The sequence below is a fragment of the Aeromonas intestinalis genome (assembly GCF_054052485.1).
Map to the genome: position 1 here is coordinate 134,464 of NZ_JBSTYK010000003.1, position 21,327 is coordinate 155,790.

18 protein-coding genes and 1 other RNA gene are annotated in these 21,327 nt (G+C 64.1%); 5 read left to right on the top strand and 14 right to left on the bottom strand.

Annotated features, from left to right (window positions below; genetic code table 11):
- Positions 1–3: 3 nt before the first annotated feature.
- Entirely contained in the window at positions 4–1,299 is a 1,296-nt protein-coding gene (locus ACW5W7_RS04960; protein ID WP_456500946.1) for an MFS transporter, read from the bottom strand.
- Between the two features lie 120 nt (positions 1,300–1,419).
- Between ACW5W7_RS04960 and ACW5W7_RS04965 the strand changes: the two genes are divergently transcribed.
- Positions 1,420–1,665: a hypothetical protein gene (locus tag ACW5W7_RS04965; protein WP_456500947.1), complete on the top strand. Its 246-nt coding sequence runs from the start codon at positions 1,420–1,422 to the stop codon at positions 1,663–1,665.
- Between the two features lie 135 nt (positions 1,666–1,800).
- On the opposite strand, the gene ACW5W7_RS04970 is transcribed toward ACW5W7_RS04965, so the two are convergent.
- Entirely contained in the window at positions 1,801–2,550 is a 750-nt protein-coding gene (locus ACW5W7_RS04970; protein WP_456500948.1) for a class I SAM-dependent methyltransferase, read from the bottom strand.
- A 307-nt stretch (positions 2,551–2,857) separates the two neighbouring features.
- Between ACW5W7_RS04970 and ACW5W7_RS04975 the strand changes: the two genes are divergently transcribed.
- A complete protein-coding gene (locus ACW5W7_RS04975; RefSeq protein ID WP_456500949.1) occupies positions 2,858–3,340 on the top strand; it encodes a VOC family protein in 483 nt (160 codons plus the stop codon).
- A gap of 287 nt (positions 3,341–3,627) precedes the next feature.
- Here the strand turns inward: ACW5W7_RS04975 and ACW5W7_RS04980 are convergent, their stop codons facing one another.
- The 7 genes from ACW5W7_RS04980 to ACW5W7_RS05010 form a co-directional block, all read right to left on the bottom strand.
- On the bottom strand, positions 3,628–3,834 hold the full coding sequence (locus ACW5W7_RS04980) for a hypothetical protein (protein WP_456500950.1): 207 nt from the start codon (positions 3,832–3,834) through the stop codon (positions 3,628–3,630).
- A 145-nt stretch (positions 3,835–3,979) separates the two neighbouring features.
- Positions 3,980–6,856, bottom strand: coding sequence for an aminomethyl-transferring glycine dehydrogenase (gcvP, locus tag ACW5W7_RS04985; protein ID WP_456500951.1), 2,877 nt, complete (start codon positions 6,854–6,856; stop codon positions 3,980–3,982).
- 278 nt (positions 6,857–7,134) lie between these two features.
- Positions 7,135–7,524 (bottom strand): glycine cleavage system protein GcvH, encoded by a 390-nt coding sequence (gcvH, locus tag ACW5W7_RS04990; RefSeq protein WP_456500952.1) that lies wholly within the window; start codon positions 7,522–7,524, stop codon positions 7,135–7,137.
- 81 nt (positions 7,525–7,605) lie between these two features.
- Positions 7,606–8,703, bottom strand: coding sequence for a glycine cleavage system aminomethyltransferase GcvT (gene gcvT / locus ACW5W7_RS04995; RefSeq protein WP_456500953.1), 1,098 nt, complete (start codon positions 8,701–8,703; stop codon positions 7,606–7,608).
- A 401-nt stretch (positions 8,704–9,104) separates the two neighbouring features.
- Positions 9,105–10,337: an FAD-dependent 2-octaprenylphenol hydroxylase gene (locus tag ACW5W7_RS05000; RefSeq protein WP_456500954.1), complete on the bottom strand. Its 1,233-nt coding sequence runs from the start codon at positions 10,335–10,337 to the stop codon at positions 9,105–9,107.
- An 84-nt stretch (positions 10,338–10,421) separates the two neighbouring features.
- A complete protein-coding gene (ubiH, locus tag ACW5W7_RS05005; RefSeq protein WP_456500955.1) occupies positions 10,422–11,642 on the bottom strand; it encodes a 2-octaprenyl-6-methoxyphenyl hydroxylase in 1,221 nt (406 codons plus the stop codon).
- Between the two features lie 196 nt (positions 11,643–11,838).
- Entirely contained in the window at positions 11,839–12,408 is a 570-nt protein-coding gene (locus ACW5W7_RS05010; protein WP_349918134.1) for a UPF0149 family protein, read from the bottom strand.
- A gap of 173 nt (positions 12,409–12,581) precedes the next feature.
- Here ACW5W7_RS05010 and zapA point away from each other — a divergent pair, with 173 nt between their 5' ends.
- A complete protein-coding gene (gene zapA, locus ACW5W7_RS05015) occupies positions 12,582–12,914 on the top strand; it encodes a cell division protein ZapA (protein WP_349918136.1) in 333 nt (110 codons plus the stop codon).
- Between the two features lie 16 nt (positions 12,915–12,930).
- Positions 12,931–13,112: non-coding RNA, 6S RNA (ssrS, locus tag ACW5W7_RS05020), on the top strand.
- 225 nt (positions 13,113–13,337) lie between these two features.
- Here ssrS and emrD read toward each other — a convergent pair.
- The 5 genes from emrD to ACW5W7_RS05045 form a co-directional block, all read right to left on the bottom strand.
- Complete coding sequence (gene emrD / locus ACW5W7_RS05025; protein WP_456500956.1) at positions 13,338–14,537, bottom strand: multidrug efflux MFS transporter EmrD; 1,200 nt, start codon at positions 14,535–14,537, stop codon at positions 13,338–13,340.
- A 278-nt stretch (positions 14,538–14,815) separates the two neighbouring features.
- Positions 14,816–16,243, bottom strand: a complete 1,428-nt coding sequence (locus ACW5W7_RS05030) for an ABC transporter ATP-binding protein (protein WP_456500957.1) — start codon at positions 16,241–16,243, stop codon at positions 14,816–14,818.
- Positions 16,240–17,076 (bottom strand): ABC transporter permease, encoded by an 837-nt coding sequence (locus ACW5W7_RS05035; protein ID WP_456500958.1) that lies wholly within the window; start codon positions 17,074–17,076, stop codon positions 16,240–16,242. Before ACW5W7_RS05035 ends, ACW5W7_RS05030 begins: the two co-directional genes overlap by 4 nt.
- A 2-nt stretch (positions 17,077–17,078) precedes the next feature.
- A complete protein-coding gene (locus tag ACW5W7_RS05040; RefSeq protein WP_456500959.1) occupies positions 17,079–18,041 on the bottom strand; it encodes an ABC transporter permease in 963 nt (320 codons plus the stop codon).
- Positions 18,038–19,564 (bottom strand): ABC transporter substrate-binding protein, encoded by a 1,527-nt coding sequence (locus ACW5W7_RS05045; RefSeq protein ID WP_456500960.1) that lies wholly within the window; start codon positions 19,562–19,564, stop codon positions 18,038–18,040. Before ACW5W7_RS05045 ends, ACW5W7_RS05040 begins: the two co-directional genes overlap by 4 nt.
- Before the next feature lie 726 nt (positions 19,565–20,290).
- Here ACW5W7_RS05045 and ACW5W7_RS05050 point away from each other — a divergent pair.
- A complete protein-coding gene (locus ACW5W7_RS05050; RefSeq protein ID WP_456500961.1) occupies positions 20,291–21,307 on the top strand; it encodes a LacI family DNA-binding transcriptional regulator in 1,017 nt (338 codons plus the stop codon).
- Positions 21,308–21,327 lie beyond the last annotated feature (20 nt).

Consider the following 21,327-nt stretch of genomic DNA (forward strand, 5'->3'; position numbering starts at 1 on the left):
GCCCTAACCGCGGGTTGGTGCCTCTTCAGCCACGGCCTCATCCGGGGTGGCAAAGCTTGCGGGCACCGCCTCCCCCGCCAGATCCGTTCTCGGCTCCAGCTCCGGAGTCATGGGGGTGTTGGGGGGCACTGGAATGAACACCTGATGCTCGGCCAGGGGGATCGGCGCCCGCTGCCGCTTGCGCCAGCCGAGATAGGTCGCCAGCAGGGCGCCACACAGGGCGAAATAGACGAAGAGCCCCTCTGGCCCAACGTGCATCATGACGAAGGGCGCAAGCAGGGGCCCTATCATGGCCCCCAGGCTGTAGGCGAGCAGCAACCCCTGGTTGGCTCCGAGCACCTGATCCGGGCGCAGTTCATCGCAGGCGTGGCTCAGACTCAAGGGATAGATGGAGAAGGCCATGCCGCCGAGCAGGAACACCAGCCCCCCGGCCACGGGTTCACGCCAGCTCTGCGGCAGCACCACCATCAACAGCGCCAGCACCACTAGCGTCACGCAGAGCAGCAGGATCACCAGCCGCCTGTCGTAGCGATCCGAGATGCGACCGATAGGGTATTGCAGGCACATGCCCCCCAGGATCACCAGAGCCATCATGTCCGCCACCCGCGCCAGCGATGCCCCGCTGTCAGTGAAATAGAGGGGCAGCAGACCGTAGATGGCGCCAAGCAGCAGCCCTGAGGTGAAACTGCTGCCCATGCCCGCCGGGGTAAGCCGCACCAGCTCCAGCACGCCGACCCGCTGGGGGGCCACCATGGCCGGGGTTGCCACCCGGGAGAGCGCGAGCGGCACCACCGACAGGGTGGCGGCCATGGCGCACAGGGCAAAGGGCGTCAGCACCAGGGGATCCACCCACTTGAGCAGCAACTGGCCGAGCGCCAGGGAGCCGTAGAGCAGGATCATGTAGAGGGACATCAACCGCCCCCGATTGGCCGGGGTGCTGGAGACCAGCATCCAGGACTCCAGCACCACGAACAGGCCGCCGGTGGCAAAGCCCCCGAGCAGCCGCAGCACCGCCCAGGTGACGGGTTCCACCACCATGCCGTGCAGCAGGAACAGGAAACAGAGCAGGGAAGCATAGGCCGCATAGGCCCGGATATGCCCCACCCGGATGATGAGGCGGGCATTGACGAAGGCCCCGAGCACCAGGCCCCCAAAGTAGGCGGCAGAGACCAGACCGATGGCCTGGGCCGACACCTGCTCGGCAGAGAGTCGCACCGTCAGCAGGGTGTTGAACATGCCGTGACCCAGAATGAAGATCACCAGACTGGTCAGGGGGGACAACAATCTCGTGAGTGCCATAGCCGCTCCTTTCTCAGGGTTGAAGGGTCATGGTAGCCCCGCTCTCTTGCCCCCTTCAACCGGCTTGCCCCGTTTTTGAGAGGCTATCCTTAACGGGATCCCAACATGGAGGTCGTCAAGATGAGAGTCGTGTTGTTGTTGGCAGGCCTGCTCTTCGCCGGTAGTGCCCTCGCCTTCCACTGTCCCATGGACATGAAGAAGATCGATGATACCCTGGCCGCCGACCCCGTGCTCAGTGCCGAGCAACTGGCCGAGGTGAAGCAGCTCAGGGCCGAAGGCGAAGCCCTGCACAAGGCGGGCAAGCATCAGGAATCCGTCGACACCCTGGCCAAGGCCATTACCCTGCTCGGCCTAGACAAGGGATAACGTCCAGGCGGCTCAAGCGCCGCTTACAAACAGACAGGCCCTCACCGATGAGGGCCTGTTTGTATCGGCGCCAGGCTCGCTGACCGACCCGCTGCTCGCCCCTTTCGGGGCGTCCACGACGCGACGTCTGCGTCCCTAGACCCGGCCACTGTAGACCAGGGTCTGGTAGTTGAAGGCAATTTGCCCATCCTGCGCCCAGCGCTCGAACTCCCGCTGGATCAGGGCAGCCAGCTGTTCATAGGCCGAAGTCCCGATGGCGGGAGCATAGGAAGAGGAGTTGAGCCGCCCCATGACCCCTGCCAGATCGAACAGCTGCCGGTTGGGGAAGCGTTCAAGGCGATATGCTCCCTCGAAGAAGGCTGCGAAGTCGGCGTCATCGAGATTGCGGTGATTGACCTCTTCGTAGTCCCCGGAATAGGCCCGCAGCCCCGCCTCATACGCCTTGAGAAAATCGGTGTCGGTCAGCCTGTCGTTCCAGATGAGCGCCACCGAGCCACCGGGTTTGAGCACGCGCCGGCACTCCTGCTTGAAGGCGGCCCGATCAAACCAGTGAAACGCCTGGGCCACGGTGACGAGATCCAGCGTCCCCGCAGCAATGCCGGTCGCCTCGGCGCTGCCCCCCAGCCAATGGAGATTGCCGGCCCCCGCCAGCAGCCGCTCGGCCGCGCCCCGCATGTCGGGATTGGGTTCCACTGCCCACAGCGTCTTCACTCTGGGGGCGAGCAAGGCGGTCAAGATGCCGGTTCCGGCCCCGATGTCGGCCACGCTGGCATCCGGCCCCATGGCGAGATCGGTCGCCAGATAATCCAGCATGGCCGCCGGATAACCGGGCCGATACTTCACATAGGCCTCGACTCGGGCCGAAAAACGCTGGGTACTGTCCATGCCAGACTCCTCTCCTGATTGTCACCCGCCCCTGTCGCAATGCGCCCGGGCCATCTATACCCACCATACCAATAGACGGGCGCCGGGTCAGGTTCCGATGACACCTTGGCCCCGTCTGATGGCGAAAAACTGCGTGTCCAGCGAGGGAACCTCGGCCAGCCAGGATGGCAGGGAGACATGCAACCGACCTGATGTGGCTCACCCAGGTCGCGGCCCAGGGCGATGACATCGGCGCCGCGGTGTCCCCACAAAGGCCAAAGGCAGTCAAAAACGCCACCAAGGCACAGACTAACGAAGGAATCTCATCATGAAAGACGCAATAAGCAGAATTTGTCTCTGGTACGATAACGATGCCGAAGAGGCCGCCCGGTTTTATGCCAGCCTCTTCCCCCACTCCGCTGTCGGGGCGCTGTTTTATGCCCCGAGCGACTTCCCCTCGGGCAAGCGGGGGGATCTGCTGACGGTCGAATTCACCGTGCTGGGGATCCCCTGCCTCGGGCTCAACGGCGGGCCTTGTTTCAAACACAGCGAAGCCTTCTCGTTTCAGGTGACCACCCTGACCCAGGCCGAAACGGACAGCTACTGGCACGCCATCATCGACCACGGCGGCCAGGCGAGCGAATGTGGCTGGTGCAAGGACAAGTGGGGTCTCTCCTGGCAGATCACCCCCCTTGCCCTGACCCAGGCCCTGGCCGACCCCGATCCGGCCGTCGCCCGGCGCGTGTTCGAGGCCATGATGCAGATGGGTAAGATAGACATCGCCGCCATCGAAGCGGCGAGGCAGGGCTGAGCCCCTATCCCAGTTTCCCCACCCCCCCCCCAGAATGAGCAGGCCCTGTAAAGCAGGGCTTGCTCACCCCTGATTGACCCTGTTCGAACTCGATGTTGCGTCTTGCCGATGTCCGGGGACAGGTTCACCGGCAGGGCACTGAAGAGACTCAGGCAAGCGGGCGCCACGCTGCTCAGGATCCACGAAGCGTGTCTTCATCTGGAGGCTGCGGATCCGCAACCTGTGATCTCCCGCCAGCCCCGCACGGAGATGGCGCAATCCGTCACATCATGTGACTATGGGGCATCTCACATGGCGATTTGCAAGGCAGCACAATGTTTTCGATCAGGAACCTTCTGATACTCGGCTTCGTATTTCTCACCAACGGCATCACCTTCATGGTGGTGGGTCTGACCACCCAGCTGGACATCTTCTGGACGCTGGGCCCCTCTTTCATGACCCTTGGCGTTGTCTTTTTGGCCATTTCCAGAACGAGCAAACGCGCTCGCAAACACGCCTCCCCTCTCCCGGAGGAATGACACGCCCCTCTGCACAGGCCGGGTGCTCGGCATCTGTGCCGATTGCGTCATCGATGCAAATAAAAAGGCCCTGCTGATGCAGGGCCTTGTCGTCATGTGCCGACCGTGATCGGACGAGGGATCAGTCCAGATAATCCTCGGTCGGGATGCAGGAGCAGAACAGATTGCGATCCCCGTACACATCGTCGATGCGGTTGACAGCAGGCCACAGCTTGCTGGCGCGCACGGCGTCGGACGGGAACACCGCCTCGGCGCGGGTGTAACCGCGAGCCCACTGCTCGTCCATCACGTCATCCTGGGTGTGGGGTGCATGCACCAGCGGGTTGTCGGTCAGGCTCCAGTGGCCGTCCTGCACCTTGGCAATCTCGGCGCGGATACGGGTCATGGCTTCGACGAAGCGATCCAGCTCGCGCTTGGATTCGGATTCGGTCGGCTCGACCATCAGGGTGCCCGCCACCGGGAAGCTCATGGTCGGTGCGTGGAAGCCGTAGTCCATCAGGCGCTTGGCCACGTCCATCTCGCTGATGCCGGAGGCTTCCTTGAGCGGACGTATGTCCAGGATGCACTCGTGGGCGACGCGGTTGTTGCGACCGGTGTAGAGCACGGGGAAGGATTCCCCCAGCTTCTTGGCCAGGTAGTTCGCGTTGAGGATGGCCACCTGGGTGGATTTTTTCAGCCCCTCATCCCCCAGCATGGCGATATACATCCAGCTGATGGGCAGGATGCTGGCCGAGCCGAACGGCGCCGCCGACACGGCACCGTTGTCACGGCTCTCCTTGTCGGTCTTGACCACGGCGTGGCCAGCCACGAAGGGTGCCAGATGCTGCTTCACGCCGATGGGGCCCATGCCGGGGCCGCCACCGCCATGGGGAATGGCGAAGGTCTTGTGCAGGTTGAGGTGCGACACGTCCGCGCCGATAAAGCCCGGTGCCGTCAACCCTACTTGCGCGTTCATGTTGGCACCATCCAGATACACCTGACCACCGTACTGGTGCACGATGTCACACACCTCCTTGATGGTCTCCTCGTACACCCCGTGGGTGGAGGGGTAGGTCACCATCAGGCAGGAGAGCTGATCCCCCACCTCGGCGGCCTTGGCGCGCAGGTCGTCCAAGTCCACGTTGCCGGCCTTGTCGCAGGCGGTGACGATGACCTTGAGGCCCGCCATCTGGGCGGAGGCCGGATTGGTGCCGTGGGCGGAGGCCGGGATCAGGCACACATCGCGATGCCCCTCGCCGCGAGACTCGTGGTACTTCTTGATGGCGAGCAAGCCCGCGTACTCGCCCTGGGCGCCGGAGTTCGGCTGCATGCAGACGGCGTCGTAGCCGGTCACCTTCACCAGCCAGTCTTCCAGATCCGCCAGCAGCAGCTGATAGCCCTGGGTCTGGGCCAGCGGGGCGAACGGGTGCAGCTTGCCAAACTCGGGCCAGGTCACCGGGATCATCTCGGCGGTGGCGTTGAGCTTCATGGTGCAGGAGCCGAGCGAGATCATGGCGTAGTTCAGGGCCAGGTCTTTCGCTTCGAGACGGTGGATGTAGCGCAACATCTCGGTCTCGGAGTGGTATTTGTTGAACACCTCGTGGGTCAGCACGGCATCGGTGCGCAGCAGATCCTGCGGGATGGCATGGTGCGTCTGCGCCTTGGCATCCAGGGCGGCGACGTCCAGGCCATGACCCTGGCCGAGGAAGAGATCAAACAGCTCGGCCACGTCCTCGCGGGTGGTGGTCTCGGACAAGGAGATGCCCACGGCGCCGTCCAGATCCGCGCGCAGGTTGATACCAAGCCCTTCGGCCTTGGCGATCAGGCTTGCCTTGTCAGCGGTCAACACGGTCAGGGTATCGAACCAGCTGTCGTGCTTGAGAGCCACGCCCTTGGCGGTCAGCCCCAGCGCCAGGATGGAGGTCAGGCGATGGATGCGGGAGGCGATGGTTTTCAGTCCCACAGGGCCGTGATAGACGGCGTAGAAGCTCGCCATGTTGGCCAGCAGCACCTGGGCGGTACAGATGTTGGAGTTCGCCTTCTCGCGGCGAATGTGTTGCTCACGGGTCTGCATCGCCATGCGCAGGGCGGCCTTGCCGCGGGCATCCTTGGAGACGCCGATGATGCGGCCTGGCATGGAGCGCTTGTAGGCATCGCGGGTAGCGAAGAAGGCCGCATGCGGGCCACCGTAACCCATGGGCACGCCAAAGCGCTGGGCAGAGCCGAACACCACGTCCGCCCCCAGTTCGCCGGGGGATTTGAGCAGCAGCAAGGAGAGCATGTCGGCGCCGACGCAGGCCAGACCCTTCTGGGCCTGGACGGCGGCGATCAGCGCGCGCAGATCGGTGACGCTGCCGGTGGTGGTCGGGTACTGGAACATGGCACCGAACACCTCCTCGCTCACCGCCTCGGCAGCGGGGCCGACCAGGACATCGAAGCCAAAGTGCACCGCCCGCTCCTTGACCACGTCGATCACCTGGGGGTGCACGTCGTCGGCCACGAAGAAGAGGTTGGACTTGGATTTGGCCATGCGCTTGGCAAGGGCCATGGCCTCGGCGGCGGCGGTGGCCTCATCCAGCAGGGAGGCGCTGGCGAGATCCATCCCCGTGAGATCAAGGGTGAGCTGCTGGAAGTTCAGCAGCGCCTCGAGACGGCCCTGGGCCAGCTCCGGCTGATAAGGGGTGTAGGCGGTATACCAGCCCGGGTTTTCCAGCACGTTGCGCAAGATGACATGGGGCACATGGGTGTCGTGATAACCCATGCCGATGTAGCTCTTGGCAATCTTGTTCTTCGCGGCATAGCCCCTGAGCTTGGCCAGGGCCTCCACCTCGGTCATGGGAGCACCGATGCCGAGCGGGCCCGGACGGCGAATGGCGGCGGGGACGGTCTGATCGATGAGATCGTCCAGGCTCTCGGCGCCCACCACGGCCAGCAAGGCGCGCAGCTCATCCTCACCCGGGCCGATGTGGCGGCGGATGAAGTCGGTTTTTTGTTCGAGTTCAAACAGTGACTGGGTCATTTCCCTGATTTCCTGATCAATAGGTCCTGCTAAAGAAGCCCTGATAGATATTCCCGAGCCGGCGGCGCCGACTCCACTCATGTTCGGTGCACCGCCCAGCGGGCAGGCACGGGATGCGCAAGGGGCATCGACGGGGGTCGCGATTCTGGCGGCCTGCCCGTCTCATCCGGCTGGGACTCGCGGGCTGGCGCGGGCGACTTCACCCGGCCACCAGGGCAACAGCTGCAACTGGCGGCCAAACAAAAAGGCCCTGCAAATCCTTGCAGGGCCCGGCATGCTTACTCTTCGTCCACCACGTTCTGGTAGCCATCGGCGTCCAGCAGGTTGGCGAGCTCGGAAGCGTCGTCCAGCTTGATGCGGAACAGCCAGCCAGCGTCGTAGGGATCGGAGTTGACCAGCTCGGGGCTGCCTTCCAGCTCTTCGTTGACGGCCAGGATCTCGCCGCTCACCGGGCTGTAGATGTCGGAGGCGGCTTTCACCGACTCGGCCACGGCGCACTCTTCACCGGCGCTGACCTGCTTGCCTACTTCCGGCAGATCCACGAACACCATGTCTCCCAGCAGATCCTGGGCGTGCTCGGTAATACCGACCACGGCCTCACCGTTGGCTTCGACACGGATCCACTCGTGGGAGGTGGCATATTTCAGTTCGCTCGGGATATGGCTCATTTCTGCTTCCTTTATGATGTGCTTGGATCGCTTCAACAAAAGTAACGGGCGAAGGGGTTACGCCTTCGCCGCAATCAAGAATTACACCAGCGGCTGGCCGTTGCGCACGAACGCGGGCTTGGTGACTTTCACGGTGACCAGCTTCTTGCGGATCTCGACCTGGGCCTCGGCACCGATGTCGCGGGGGACACGGGCCAGGGCGATGCTGTAACCCAGGGTCGGGGAGAAGGAGCCAGAGGTGATCACCCCTTCCCGGGTCTCGCCGCTCGCGCTGGTGAAGGTGACCGGCATGCCGGCACGCAGCACGCCCTTCTCTTCCATCACCAGACCGACCAGCTTGGGGCTAGTGCCGGTGGCTTTCTGGGCCTCCAGGGCGGCGCGGCCGATGAACTGGCGCTCCGCCGGCTCCCAAGCCAGGGTCCAGGCCATGTTGGCGGCCAGCGGAGAGATGGATTCGTCCATGTCCTGACCGTAGAGGTTCATGCCGGCTTCCAGACGCAGGGTGTCCCGGGCACCGAGGCCGCAGGGAGCCACGCCGTTATCCAGCAGTGCCTGCCACAGATCGCACGCCTGCTCTTGCGGCACCACGATCTCGTAGCCCTCTTCGCCGGTGTAGCCGGTGGTGGCGATGAAGAGATCCCCGGCCTGCACGCCGAAGAAGGGCTTCATGCCCGCCACGGCGGCGTTTTGCTCGGCGCTGAACACCTTGGCCGCCTTGGCCTTGGCCTGGGGGCCCTGCACCGCGATCATCGCGAGTGCGGGACGTTCGGTGACGTTCACCCCGAAATCGGCGGCGTGATGGCGGATCCAGGCCAGATCCTTCTCGCGGGTGGCGGAGTTCACCACCAGGCGGTAGAAGGTATCGGTCAGGTAATAGGTGATGAGGTCATCGATGACGCCGCCATCCGGATTGAGCATGCCGCTGTAGAGGGCCTTGCCGGAGACGGTGAGCTTGGCCACGTCGTTGGCCAGCAGGTGTTGCAGGAAGGCTTTGACCCGTTCGCCGGTGAGGTCGACGATGGTCATGTGGGAGACATCGAACATGCCCGCATCGGTGCGCACCGCGTGGTGCTCTTCCAGCTGGGAACCGTAGTTGATGGGCATTTCCCAACCGTGGAAATCCACCATCTTGGCGCCCGCTTCCAGGTGCTTGGGATGCAGTACTGTAGTCTGGATCATCGCATTCTTTCCTTAGCAAAGAGCCCTAAAGCGTTGGCGACAACACCTGGCCCCTTCCTCGCTCCGGTACAGGAGAGAGACTGGCTCGCCAGGTCTGCGCTCGTTCTCGCCCTTGCAGGGCAAGAGTGATTCCGTGAACGGTGCGGATTATATGACAAGAGCAGAATGCCTCCGCTCAAAAAAAACTAATCCACACTCTTTAAACTGACACCAGACACTAAGGTAAAAACAGTGATAAAAACAGTATCAACCGGCTTTTTGCGAGATTAAATGTTGGTTTTTACCGTTTCGTCACAATTTACAGAAAAACGTTTCCGTCTACGCCAACATTAAAGGCTGGTGCTCCATGGGGGCATTCAGCCTCGTCAGATTAGTTTTATTGCGATAAAGCCCGGGTAATATTAGATTTTTTCACCCTTGGCCAGGGCCGGCAACTCTCCGCCCAGCCCCATGGCGGCCCGGATCATCCCCTGTTTGAGGGGGGTCAGGGTATCCACCATCCGCAGTCCGGCGCCCCGTACCAGCTTCTTCAGGGGGTGACCACCGCCAAACAGCCGCTTGAGCCCCTCCATCGCCGCCAGCATGCGGGCGGCCTCGCTCTTGCGCCAGCGCTCGTAACCGCGCAGGTTGGCGAGCAGGCCGATGTCGGCGCCGGTGCGCTGGCTCTTGAGCAGTTGCTCCGCCAGGGTCGCCGCATCCAGCAGTCCGAGGTTGACCCCCTGCCCCGCCAGCGGGTGTATGGTGTGGGCCGCGTCCCCCACCAGCACCAGCCGCTCGCGGGCAAAGTCGCGAGCATAACGCGCCGTGAGCGGGATGGCGCCGCGGGCCCCTTCCACCTTGCACAGCCCGAGCCGGCCATCGAAGGCCGCCGTGAGCTGGCGATTGAACGACGCTTCGTCACAGGCACAGAGGGCCTCGGCCCGGGCAGCGGGAATGGACCAGACGATGGAGCAGAGATCCGGCTGCCACAAAGGCAGGAAGGCGAGCGGACCATCCGGGGTGAAGATCTGGCGGGCCACCCCCTCGTGGGGCTCAATGGTGCGCACCGTCGCCACCAGGGCGTGGTGGCCGTAATCCCAGCTGGTGAGGGGAATGTCCGCCTGACGGCGCACCCAGGAGTGGGCGCCATCGGCCGCCACCACCAGCTTGGCCGAGAGGGCGCGGCCATCTTCCAGCAGCAGCACCGCCCCCGCCTCCCCCACTTGCAGGCTCTTGGCCCGCGCCGGGCTCAGCAGCTGGATATTGCCGGCACCACCGTTGCCATCAAGAATGGCATCGAGCAACGCAAGCTGGATGACCCGGTTTTCGACGATGTGACCGAGGGCGGACTGGCGCAGGCTGGCGGCATCGAAATCGATGTGGCCGAAGCTGTCCTGCTCCCACACCGCCATCTTGTCGTAGGCCTGCAGGCGCCGACCCTCGATGCCATCCCAGGCCCCCACGGCCTGCAGGATCCGCTGACTGGCGAGGCTCAGGGCACTCACCCTGTTGTCCGGCGCCTCCCCGAGCGTAGTCTCGGGCAGTTGCCCCTCGACGATGGCCACACTCAGGGCGCTGTTCTTGAGGGCGGCGGCGAGTCCGAGGCCCACCATGCCGCCCCCCACGATCACCACATCCACCGTCTGCATTTGCATCTTCTTGTTCCTTCTGACCGGTCGCCGTGGCCACCGGCATCATCAATCAATTAGCGGGGAGCCTGCCCGTTGGCAGCATTCCCCTCATCTCGTCGTCTGGCTGACGAACCCCAGAGTCTGGTTCGCCAGCGGCGCCTTGAGGCAACCCAGGCGCCCCATCAGGGAGAGCGCCAGATTGCGGCCCGCCACCAGGGGGCCATGGCCGTTGGAGAAGAGCTGGGCCAGGGACGAGGTCAGCCAGATGGTATGGGCCTGATCATCCCGGCGCTGGCGCCAATAGCCGTTCAAGACCTCAAAGCTGCCGATGTCCTCCCCGGCGGCCAGCGCCCTGGCCAGCGCCTGGGTGAGCAGGTCGAGGTCACGCATGCCGAGGTTGAAGCCCTGGCCGGCGATGGGGTGCAGCAGATGGGCGGCATTGCCCACCAGCACGGTACGCTGGGCCAGGGGATAGTCGGTGGCCGCCAGGGCCAGCGGGTAGACATGGCGAACCCCGGTTTGCAGGAAGCGCCCGAGCCGCCAGCCAAACGCCTGCTGCAATTGGGCGAGAAAAGCCTGCTCATCCAGGGCCATCAGGGCGTCGGCCTGATCCCGCTGCACGCTCCACACCAGGGAGGAGAGTCCCTCCTGCATGGGCAGCAAGGCCAGCGGCCCCCCCTCGGTGAAACGCTCGAAGGCGCGACCAGCCGGATCCTCGGCCGTCTTGACGGTGGCGATGATGGCGCTCTGGCCGTAGTCGTGGCGCGTCACCGGCAGCTTGAAGTGCTGGCGCACGGTGGAGTTGCCCCCATCGGCCGCCACCAGCAGCCGGGTCTGGTAGTACTCGCCGCTGGCAAGGCGCAGTCTGACCCCCTCTTCCAGCGGCTCGATGTCCGCCAGTTGGGCCGGGCAACAGACCCGGATGTGCGGGCACTGTGCCATCCCCTGTTGCAGAGTGATCCCGGCCGCGGACAGTTCGATCACCTGGCCAAGCGCTGGCAAGCCGTACTCCGCCGCGGTGAGGTGAGTCTGGCCGGCGTGGCCCTTGTCGGAGACATGGATATGGGTGATGGGGGCGCAGTGGGGGGCGAAGCGCGGCCAGATCCCGTGCCGGACAAGGGCCTCGCAGGTACCGGCCGACAGGGCGATGGCCCTGGCGTCGAAGCCGGGATGCGCATTGAGTTCGGGGGCGCTCGCCTCCAGCAGCAGGACTCGCAGGGGCTCGCCATCCGCGCCGCGCAGGGCCGCGAGGGAGAGTGCCAGCACGGCACCGCTCATACCGCCGCCGACGATAGCCACATCGACGTTAACCAGAGAGGATTGAGACATGAGATGAGGAAGAAAGCTGAAAACGTGGAGCAATGCTACCACAAAGCCAGGTGGCAGGATGCGACGGCGCGGGCAAAAAGCGCAGCGGCGACCGGCGTTTAAGCAAGCGTCCTGCCGGAGCCTGCGCATCGCCATAGGCAATGGCGCAAAAAAACGGAGCGCCACATGGGCGCTCCGTTCAACGATTGGCGAGGGGTCAGTGCAGGGTCGGCGGCGTGCTCGGGGTCTGCGGGCGCTTGCCAAACTCCTCGAACGCCATCATGACGCCGAGGCGCACGTGCTCGTAGAGCACCAGGAAGGAGGCTTCGTTCTCCTCGTCTTCCTGATCGAACTCGGCGCTCACCTGGGTGATGCTGGCGATGTCCTGGATCATCTCCTGCAGCTCTTCCGAAGCCCGGGAGAGCTCCTGCTGCACCACACCGAAACCGGCGAGGAAGGCCTGGGACCAGTCCACCAGCGAATCGATGCGCTCATCCAGCGGTGCCTCATCGCTTGGCAGCAGCAGCTCGACACCCTTCTGGGCCATCAGGCTCTCGATGACGCCCTGATAGAGATCGGTCATCACCTGGCGCACCGGGGCCGGCAGACCGAAACCGTCGTTGACCAGATCGTTGAAGGGCGGCAGCCAGCTCTTGTCGTCCAGCACCACGCCACCGCAGATCAGACCACAGATGACGCCATGGGCCTCGACAGCCGTCGCCATCAGCTCGTGCTGCTCCATCAGGTCGGCCACGGCCGCGTATTTCAAGGGGGTTGTTTTGCTCATCTAAGATCCGCTCAAAGTTCAGGCAAATATGCGAAATTTATGGTCAGGATCCTAGCATTCTCCCCCTTCCAGAGCCAGCAAGGCCTTGAAACTTCTGCATCTGCGCTATATAGTCCCGCCCAGTTGTCCACGTGGATAAAGGCGGAGAAAAGCCCCGCCGTATTGAGGAAGGCATGAGCATAGAGGCCGTAGAAATCGTCATTCTGGGACGTCCCTACAAAGTATCCTGTCCCCTGGGACAACAGGACGCCCTGCGCCAGGCCGCCGACCAGTTGTCGGACAAGCTCATCGACTTGCGCCAGCGTTCCAAGGTCTCCAGCAACGAACAGCTGGCGGTGATGGCGGCGCTCAACTTCTGTCATGAGCTTTGCCTTGAAAAAGAGAAAAACCACCAATACTCTGAGACCATGGACAAGCGGATCAAGATGCTGCAACGCACCATAGAAGCAGCCCTGATCGAGCACGGACAATATGGCGAGTCCAATGAAGAGGGCCTGCAGCCCTAATCGCCACCCGTTTTAAAATTCCCTGGAGTGTTTGTCAGCCGGTTCAAGTCCCCGAGCCGATATTCATACCAAACAGGGGATCTGCCTTCTGGCTATTGCGCATGCTCGGCTCGACCGAGAAGCCTGCGGTCAGACTCGATCCCCGCCTTGAACCGACGGTTCAAGGGCCCAAACCGGCAACGGCATTCCGGGGTGCCAACTAAAAAGCCCGTCAGTCTCTGACGGGCTTTTTCTTTGCCTGATTTCTGCCTGTATGGCAGTTTCCACCACCATCCCACCAAAAACCAGACATCCACGACTGCCATATTGCATCAAGGCAGCGTTTATCTCTGCCACACCCAACCCGAATTTCCGCCGTTTCACGGGGTCGGCGCATAAAAAAGCCCGCCGGTTGAGGGGCGGGCCTGGGTATTCAAGCGGCTGTCACACGGCCATCTGCTCGTGGGGTGAGCCGTGATGGCGCAACCAGAGGAAGCTCAAGGCCACGATCAGCACCATCACCGTCATGATGGCCCCCAGGGTCAGCTGGCCCTGCATGGGGAAGCTGGCCGCCAGCAGGGTGACGATGCCCGCCCCCAGGTTCTGCATGCCGCCGAGGATGGCACCGGCCGTCCCCGCCTGACCCGGGAAGGGTTCGATGGCGCAGGAGGTGGCGGTTGGGTAGAGGATGCCGCTACCGATGAAGTAGACAGCCGCGCCGCCCACCAGGGAGGCTGCACTCACCAGCCCGAACAGACCCGGCAACAGGATGATGAGCGATCCCAGCCCCAGGAAGGCGATGCCAAGGCGCATCAGCTTGCCCTGGCTCAGGCGATAGCTCAGGCGAGCCGAAAGCCAGGCGCCGAACAGGTAGCCAGGCAGCGGCAGCACAAACAGCACGCTGACGGTGCGGGCGCTCAGTTTGAGTACGTCGCCAAGCAGCACTCCGGCCGCCGCCTCGAACACCGCCAGCCCCGCGAAGGTCGCCATCAGGCAGAGCAGGTTGCCCTGGAAGCGCGGATTGCCGAACACGTGGCGATAGGCGGCACTGACCCGCAGGGGCTGCTGGCGGGCAGCCTCGGGCAGGGTCTCGGCGAACCAGAGCAGCAGCGCCAAGGTGGTCAGGGCACCGAAGCCGAACAGGAACCAGTAACCGGCGCGCCAGTTGAACAGTTCGGTCAGCCAGCCCCCCAGCACCGGCGCCAGCAGCGGGGAGAAGATCACCCCCATGCTCACCAGGCTGTTGGCCCGGTTGAGCTCGGCGCCGCTGTAACGATCCCGCATCACGGTACGGCTCATGGCGCCACCCGCCCCCGTGCCCAGCCCCTGGATGAAGCTGCCGGCCAGCAGGGCCGCGAAGTGCGGGATCAGCTGGATGGTCAGGGTACCCACCAGGAACACCATCATGCCGATGATCAATACCGGGCGGCGACCGATGCGATCGGAGAGCGGCCCGTAGACGAACTGGGAGAGGCCGTAGGGGATGAGGTAGCAAGCCATCACCGCCTGCAGCTGGCCGGAGGCCACGTGGAAGTCCCCCGCCATCATGGGAATGGAGGGGACATACAGGGTCTGGGTCATCTGACCCACGGCGACCATCAATATGGTCAAGAAAAACAGGGGATAGAAGCTGTGCCGATTCATAGCTGTTGTCCGCAAATCATCAAAATGCTGCCACGCCCCTGGCAGAGGGCTGCAAGGGGATCCAAACAAGGTCACTGAGGGTAAACACACAAGGCGGAGGACCCGCACCTGCCAGGAGCAGGACGCTCTGCTGGCAGCGGCAATATTAGTGATTCATGTCACAAAAAACGAACGAATCTTTATAATCTTCTTTCCCTAGTTTTTCTAATGTGACGGGGCGCTTGGCCCCGTCGATGCTGAAAATCAGCAGGTTATCTGTGCCTCTTCCGGGTCGCCGTTCATCCACTGGCCGCCAGAGCAGGTCGCACGGATGCAGTTGGTTGGGCCCCCTGGCCGAGGCGCAGGCAACGCTCCCCCATCTTGATGGCCAGATCCTCGTCGTGGGTCACCAGCAAGAGGGCGCAGCCTATCTCGCCGAGAGCCCCGTCGAGGCAGGCCATGGTCTGCTGCTGGCTGAGGGGATCCAGCCTCGAGGTCGGTTCGTCGGCAAACAGCAGCACGGGGCGCAGCAACAGGGCCCGGATGAGGGAGAGCCGCTGCAGCTCGCCGCCGGAGACCTGATTCGGCAACCGCGCGAGCAGCCGGGGGCTGAGCCCGAGCTGTTCCAGATAGGCGTCCAGCACGGCGCCGGAGAGGCGGTGGCGCCGCAGCAGATCCTCGAACAGGGTGCCAAGGCTCACCCGGCTGGCGAAGGCCTGCACCGGATCCTGATAGAGCTTCTGCCAGCGATGGGCCTCAATCCCTTCCCGGCGCCGTACCCGCCCGGCCCGCGGCCGTTGCAACCCGAGCAGCAGATTGCCGAGGGTGCTCTTGCCGACGCCACTCGGCGCCATGATGGCCAGTCGTTCCCCCTCGGCTATCTGCACGTCGAGCCCCTCGAACAGGGTGTGCTCCCCGTACCCCATGCCGAGCCCCTCCCCCTTGAGCAGCCACTCCCCCTTGGCCGGGAAGCGGGGCACGGGCCAGGCCGCTGGTTCCGCCGCCAGCAGCTGGCGGGTATAGGGGTGGAGGGGGTGGTGCAACACCCGATCGGCAGGCCCCTGCTCCACCACTTCCCCGCCCCGGATCACCAGCACCCAGCCCCCCAGGGCCCTGGCCAGGGCGAGATCATGGGTGATGGTCAACAGGTGGCGGGACTCGGCGAGGTAGCCCTGCAGCCGTTGCTGCAAGTGAGCACGGGCCTGGCTGTCGAGCCCCTTGCTGGGTTCATCGGCGATGAGCAGGCGCGCCTGCCCCAGGGTGGCGGCGGCAAAGGCCGCTCGCTGGGCCATGCCGCCGGAGATCTGGTGCGGGAAGTGGCGCTCGCGCCCATCAAGCCCCAGCCCTGACAAGGCGGCCCTGGCCCGCACTCTGGCCTCCTGCCGCCCACCGAGCCACCCCTCCTCCACCTGGCGCAGCAGCCCCATGGTAGGATCCAGCGCCAGCACCGGCTCCTGGGGCAGCATGGCGAGCTCCCGTCCCCAGAGGGCGCGTAGCCGCTCCGGCGCCCCTAGGCTGTAGTGCCGCCCCGCCAGCGACAGCTGCCCCTGGGCGCCGAGCGGTTCGGGCAGGGTGCCCATCAGGGCATGGGCCAGCAGAGACTTGCCGGAGCCGCTCTCCCCGATCAGGGTCAAGGCCTGCCCCGGCGAGAGCTGCAAGTCAAGCTCCTGCAACAGCACCCGGTGACCATCGTCGACCTTGAGACCTTCGATATGTATGACGCTCATGACTGTACTCCTGCATTCACTGGCTGCATTGACCCCAACGGGGATGGCTCACTCTCTTGGCGCTTCGCGCCCTGCGTGAGCAACACCAGAGCCAGCAACATCAGTCCCATCACGGCGATGGGGGCCAGCAGCAGGCGGGGCGCCTCCTGATAATGGGGCAGTGCCTCCGTCATCATCAGCCCGAGTTCGGGCGTGGGAGGTTGAATGCCCACCCCGACGAAGCCCAGGGTTGAGAGGGTCAGGATGGCCCCGGCGAGGCCGAAGGCCATCATGGTGAGCAATTGGGGAGCCAGTTCGGGCCAGAGGTGGCGACGGATCACATAACCGTTGCCAAAGCCGAGCAGGCGGGAAGCCTCCACCTGGGGAGAGGCCAGCAGGGTGCGGCTACGGGCCCGCACCACCCGGTAGTACTCCACCCACTGGGCCATGGCCAGACCGAAATAGAGGATGGCAAAACCGCCCTGGGCCATGGCAGAAAAGAGCAGCACCAGCAGCAGGCTGGGCAGGGCCAGCACGCCGTCAGCCAGACTGCGCAACAGGCCGTCCAGCCAGCCACCGCGCCAGGCGCTGAGCCAACCGAGCAGGCAGCCGAGCAAGGCGGCGGTGAGTACGCACAGCAACCCCAGGGTGAGGGAGAGGCGGGTGGCCGCAGCCAGCCGCGCCATCAGGCTGCGCCCCATCTGATCCTGCCCCAATGGCTCTTGCCAGGAGGGGCCGGCCAGGAAGCGGGAGAGATCCTGCGCCGCCGGATCGGCCCAGACGAGGGGCGCTAACAGGGCAAACAGCACCATCAGCAACAACAGGAGCAGGCCTGCCTTGAATGAAGAGGACATGATCAGGACTCCTTGGAACCGCGGGGATCAATGAGCAGGCAAAGCAGGTCGGTGAGGGTATTGAGCAGCACGAAGAGCGCCGCCAGCACCAGCACAGTGCCCTGTACCATGGGCACATCGCGCCAGAAGACGGCGTGCACCAGAGCGTGGCCGATGCCGGGCCAGGCAAACAGGCTCTCCACGACCACGACCCCTTCGATGAGCAGCACCAACTGCACGCTGGTGTAGGCGATGACGCTGACCCCGCTGTTGCGCAGGCCATGACGCCTGAAGACCCGCCAGGGAGAGAGTCCCTTGGTCCGGGCGAAGCGATAGTAAGGGGACGTCACCACCCCCAGCACGCTCTCTCGCACCACCCGGGCCAGCACGCCGGAGAGGCCGAACCCCAGGGTCAGGGCGGGCAGCCAGATGTTGTGCCCCTCCCCGTGACCGGCGGCACTGAGCCAGCCGAGCTTGGCGGAGATCGTCACCATCAGCACCAGACCGAGCAGGAAGGGGGGCAGTGCCCGCATCAGCACACTCCAGCCCAGAGTCAGACGATCGCAGATCCCGCCCGGGCGCAGGGCGCTCAGGCTGCCCAGCGGCAGGGCCAGCAGGAGGGCCAGGGCCACGGCCGTCAGCGCCAGGGAGAGGGTCGCCCCTAGGTGATGGGTTATCTCCCCCGCCACCGGCGCGCCCGTCACCAGTGAGTTGCCCAGATCCCCCTGCAGCAAGGCCCAGAGCCAGTCACCGAAGCGACCGAGGGCCGATCCCGCTAGGCCCAGCTCAGCGCGTACCGCAGCGGCAGCTTCGGCGGTGACATAGTCATAGCCATAGCGACCGGCGGCGATGCGAAAGGCGATATCCCCGGGCAGGGACTGCACCATCAGAAAGCAGAGACCCGCCACCAGCAGGGCCACCATCATGGCCTGTAACAAGCGCTGGCTCAGGATCCCCATCATGGCACTCATCGAGATGCTGCTCATTTCTGGCTCCAGGAGAGCTGGGTCAGGTAGTAGCTGCGCTCCTGGGGATCCAGTTCAAAGCCGTTGAGATCCCGGCTCACCGCCGCACTCTGGCGATACCAGGCAAGCGGCAGCAGCGGCAGCTCCTGCTGCAAGGTGGTGGCGATGTCCCGGCGCAGCAGGGCGGCTTCGTCAGCGGCCAGCTTGCCCCGTCCAAGCTCGGCAAGCTGGCTGGTCAGCGTGGGGGATTGCCAGTTCATCACCCCCCAATCGGCACCGCCAGGGGCCAAGTCCCCCAGTAGGGTCACCAGGGGATCCGGCACCAGGGCGTAATTGCGGGCATAGAGACCTAGCTGGAGGGAGCCATCCTGATGACCCGCCGGGATCTCGCTCGAGTTCCCCACCGCCACCTTGAGATCGATCCCCACCGCCTTCCACTGGGCCTGCAGTGCGGTGGCCAGCAGCGGCAGCTCCGGCCTGTCCGGGAAGGTGCGCAGGGTCAGGGCAAAACGCTCGTCCCCCTTTTGCAGTACGCCGTCACTCCCCTTGTGCCAGCCCGCCGCCGCGAAGGCCGCCTCGGCCGCCTTGACGTCATAGGCCAGCGGGCTCAGCCCGGGCTGATGCCAGTCACGCAAACTCGGGGGGAAGAGCTGGGTCGCCGCCATCTCGGGATCGCGCAGCAGCGCCGTTGCCATGCCGACCCGATCGGTGGCCAGACTGAGGGCTCGGCGCACGGCGGGATCGCTCAGACGCGAGTCGGCACCATTCAACTTGACCTGAATGGTGCGCGGCAGAGTGACCGAGGCGATCTCCACCCGGGGAGCCTGCTGCAGACGGCGGATGCTCACCGGATCCAGCCCCCATGCGATATCGGCCTGACCACTCTCGGCCATCAGGGTGCGGCTCTCGGGACGCCCGACCATGAGATAGCTCACCTTCTCGATGGCAGGCTTGGGTCCATCCCAGCCATCGAAACGGGTGGTTTCGACCCGCTGGGGCTGCTGCAGCCGGGTTACCTGATAAGGCCCCGAGCCGATGATCCGGGTCACCTGCCCCTTGTCGTCATACGCGGCCCTGGCCAGGATCTGGGTGCTGGGGTGGGCCAGCACGGCGGCCAGAGGAGCAAACGCTTCTTTCAAGATGACCACGAGGGCCCCCTCCCTGGCTTCGATGGCGGCGATGGGCGCGCTTTGCAATACCCCGGGTTTTCGCCATGCCTGTTGCAAAGCCCAGGCGACTTGTTCGGCGCTCACCTCGGAGCCATCGTGAAAATGAGCGTGGGGGCGCAGGGTAAAGCGCCACTGCAGACCATCTTCCGATGCAGACCAGGCGCTCGCCAGACCAGGCAGCAGGGCCCCCTTGCCATCGACCTCGACCAGCGTCTCTGCCACCTGCATACGGGTAAAGAAGACCCCGTTGCTGGCGGGATCTATGCTGTGGATCTCCCAGGGCCCTACCATGGAAAGCGGTTTGCTTTGGGCGCTATTGACCCCTGCCATCAGCGCCAGGGCGCACCATACTGCATGCCTGTATCTGTTTGTCATCCTGTCCATCCAAACGAAAATCATTACCAGTTGAAAAAAATCGATTCGTTATAACATAACAAACAAACATGACAGAAATGTTTTTCAGCATCGATGAATATGATCAACCAACGCGGGGCAGATGACCGGGACTCACCCTCTGGCATGAGTGAACTCGAGAAGGAGCAAAAAGGCCGTGGCGACGATAACCCTGGCTTGCCAGCATTGCGGCTCACTCTTCTAGCCGCTGGCGTAGCTGTACGTCTTCTCTGGCATAGCGGCGCAGCGGGAATGCAACACCGGAAAAAGTCTTCGTTTCACACATGTTCTGGGCCCTGTGTGAGCCAGGACACGCCGGATGAATACAGGACGAGATACTACAACCCAGGGTGATCATGATCGGTGTCTAACGTCCAGAGGGCGCTTGCACGACATTCAGAAGCCGCTAAACGAGGCCCCTCGAGATCCCACTACCAATCTTCCCCCATCTGACATGACACAAGAGACGACCCTTTTCACCGGCCCATTTCAAAAATCTCGCTCTGGAGAGGGGAGATATGTCGTACTGCATCCCTTCCCCGAACCGGGATTCTTGGCTAATCCCCTAAAGTGCATGCAAGTTCAGCCCAATAGATCGCCATTAAATCAAAGACATAAATTGTTGTTATTTTTTTGTTACCAAAACTTGCGAACTCACCTTCCCTCATCTAGAAATGTAATCGATTACATTTCACACAGGAAATCCCGATGAGCCGAGCCCCCGCCCCCGTCAATCCCGTCTCCATGGCAGCCGTGGCGGCGCGGGCCGGGGTATCGGCCGCGACTGTCTCCCGGGTACTCAACCAGCAAGAAGGGGTGACCGCCAAGACCCGGGCCAAGGTCAACCACGCGATCGACGAGCTCGGTTATCGGGTCAATCAGCTCGCCACCAGCCTGCGCACCGCCAAGAGCGGGCTGCTGCTCATCATGGTGCCGGATCTCGGCAACCCCTTTTACATCGAGATTGTGCGGGGCATCGACAGGGTCGCCCGTCAGCACGGCTACTTCGTGCTGCTGTGCGACACCGGCGCAGATCCTGGTCGGGAACGTTCTGCCTTCGAGCTGCTGCGCACCCACAGGGCCGATGGCGCCATCTGTCTGGATCCCGACTCCATCCAGCAGGGATTGAGCCAGGAGATCAATGCCCTGCCCTGGGTGGCCTGCTGCGAGTTTGATCCCGCCATGCCCGTCCCCTATGTGGGCATCGACAACCAGGGCGCGGCGGCCGAGGCGGTGCGCTATCTGCTTGGCCGCGGCCATAGCCGCATCGCACTCATCGGCGCCGACCCCGCCTACCTCTATGCCCGCCAGCGGGAAGCCGGTGTTCGCCAGGCCCTGGCGGAAGCGGGGCTGGTCCTGGCAGAAGAGTGGAACATTCGGGTCAGCAGTTTCAGCTTTCAGGCGGGGGCCGAGGTGGCGCAGCGGCTGCTCGACAGTCCGGCGCGCCCGACGGCCGTTTTCGCGGTCGCCGATGCCCTAGCCATCGGTCTGATGCAACGGTTGCAGGAGGCGGGTCTGCGCATCCCGGAGGACATCGCCATCATGGGATTCGATGACATCGCCCTGGCCGGGCACCTCTCCCCTCCCCTCACCACCATGGCGCAGCCCATGGACGAACTGGGGGCCGAGGCGGTCCGGCTGTTGCTGCAGCGCTTGAATACCCCTGGCAGCCCACCCCCGGGACGCCTGCTCCCGCACAGCCTCGTCATCAGAGGCAGCGCCTGATGCCCCTTCACCAGCAGCCC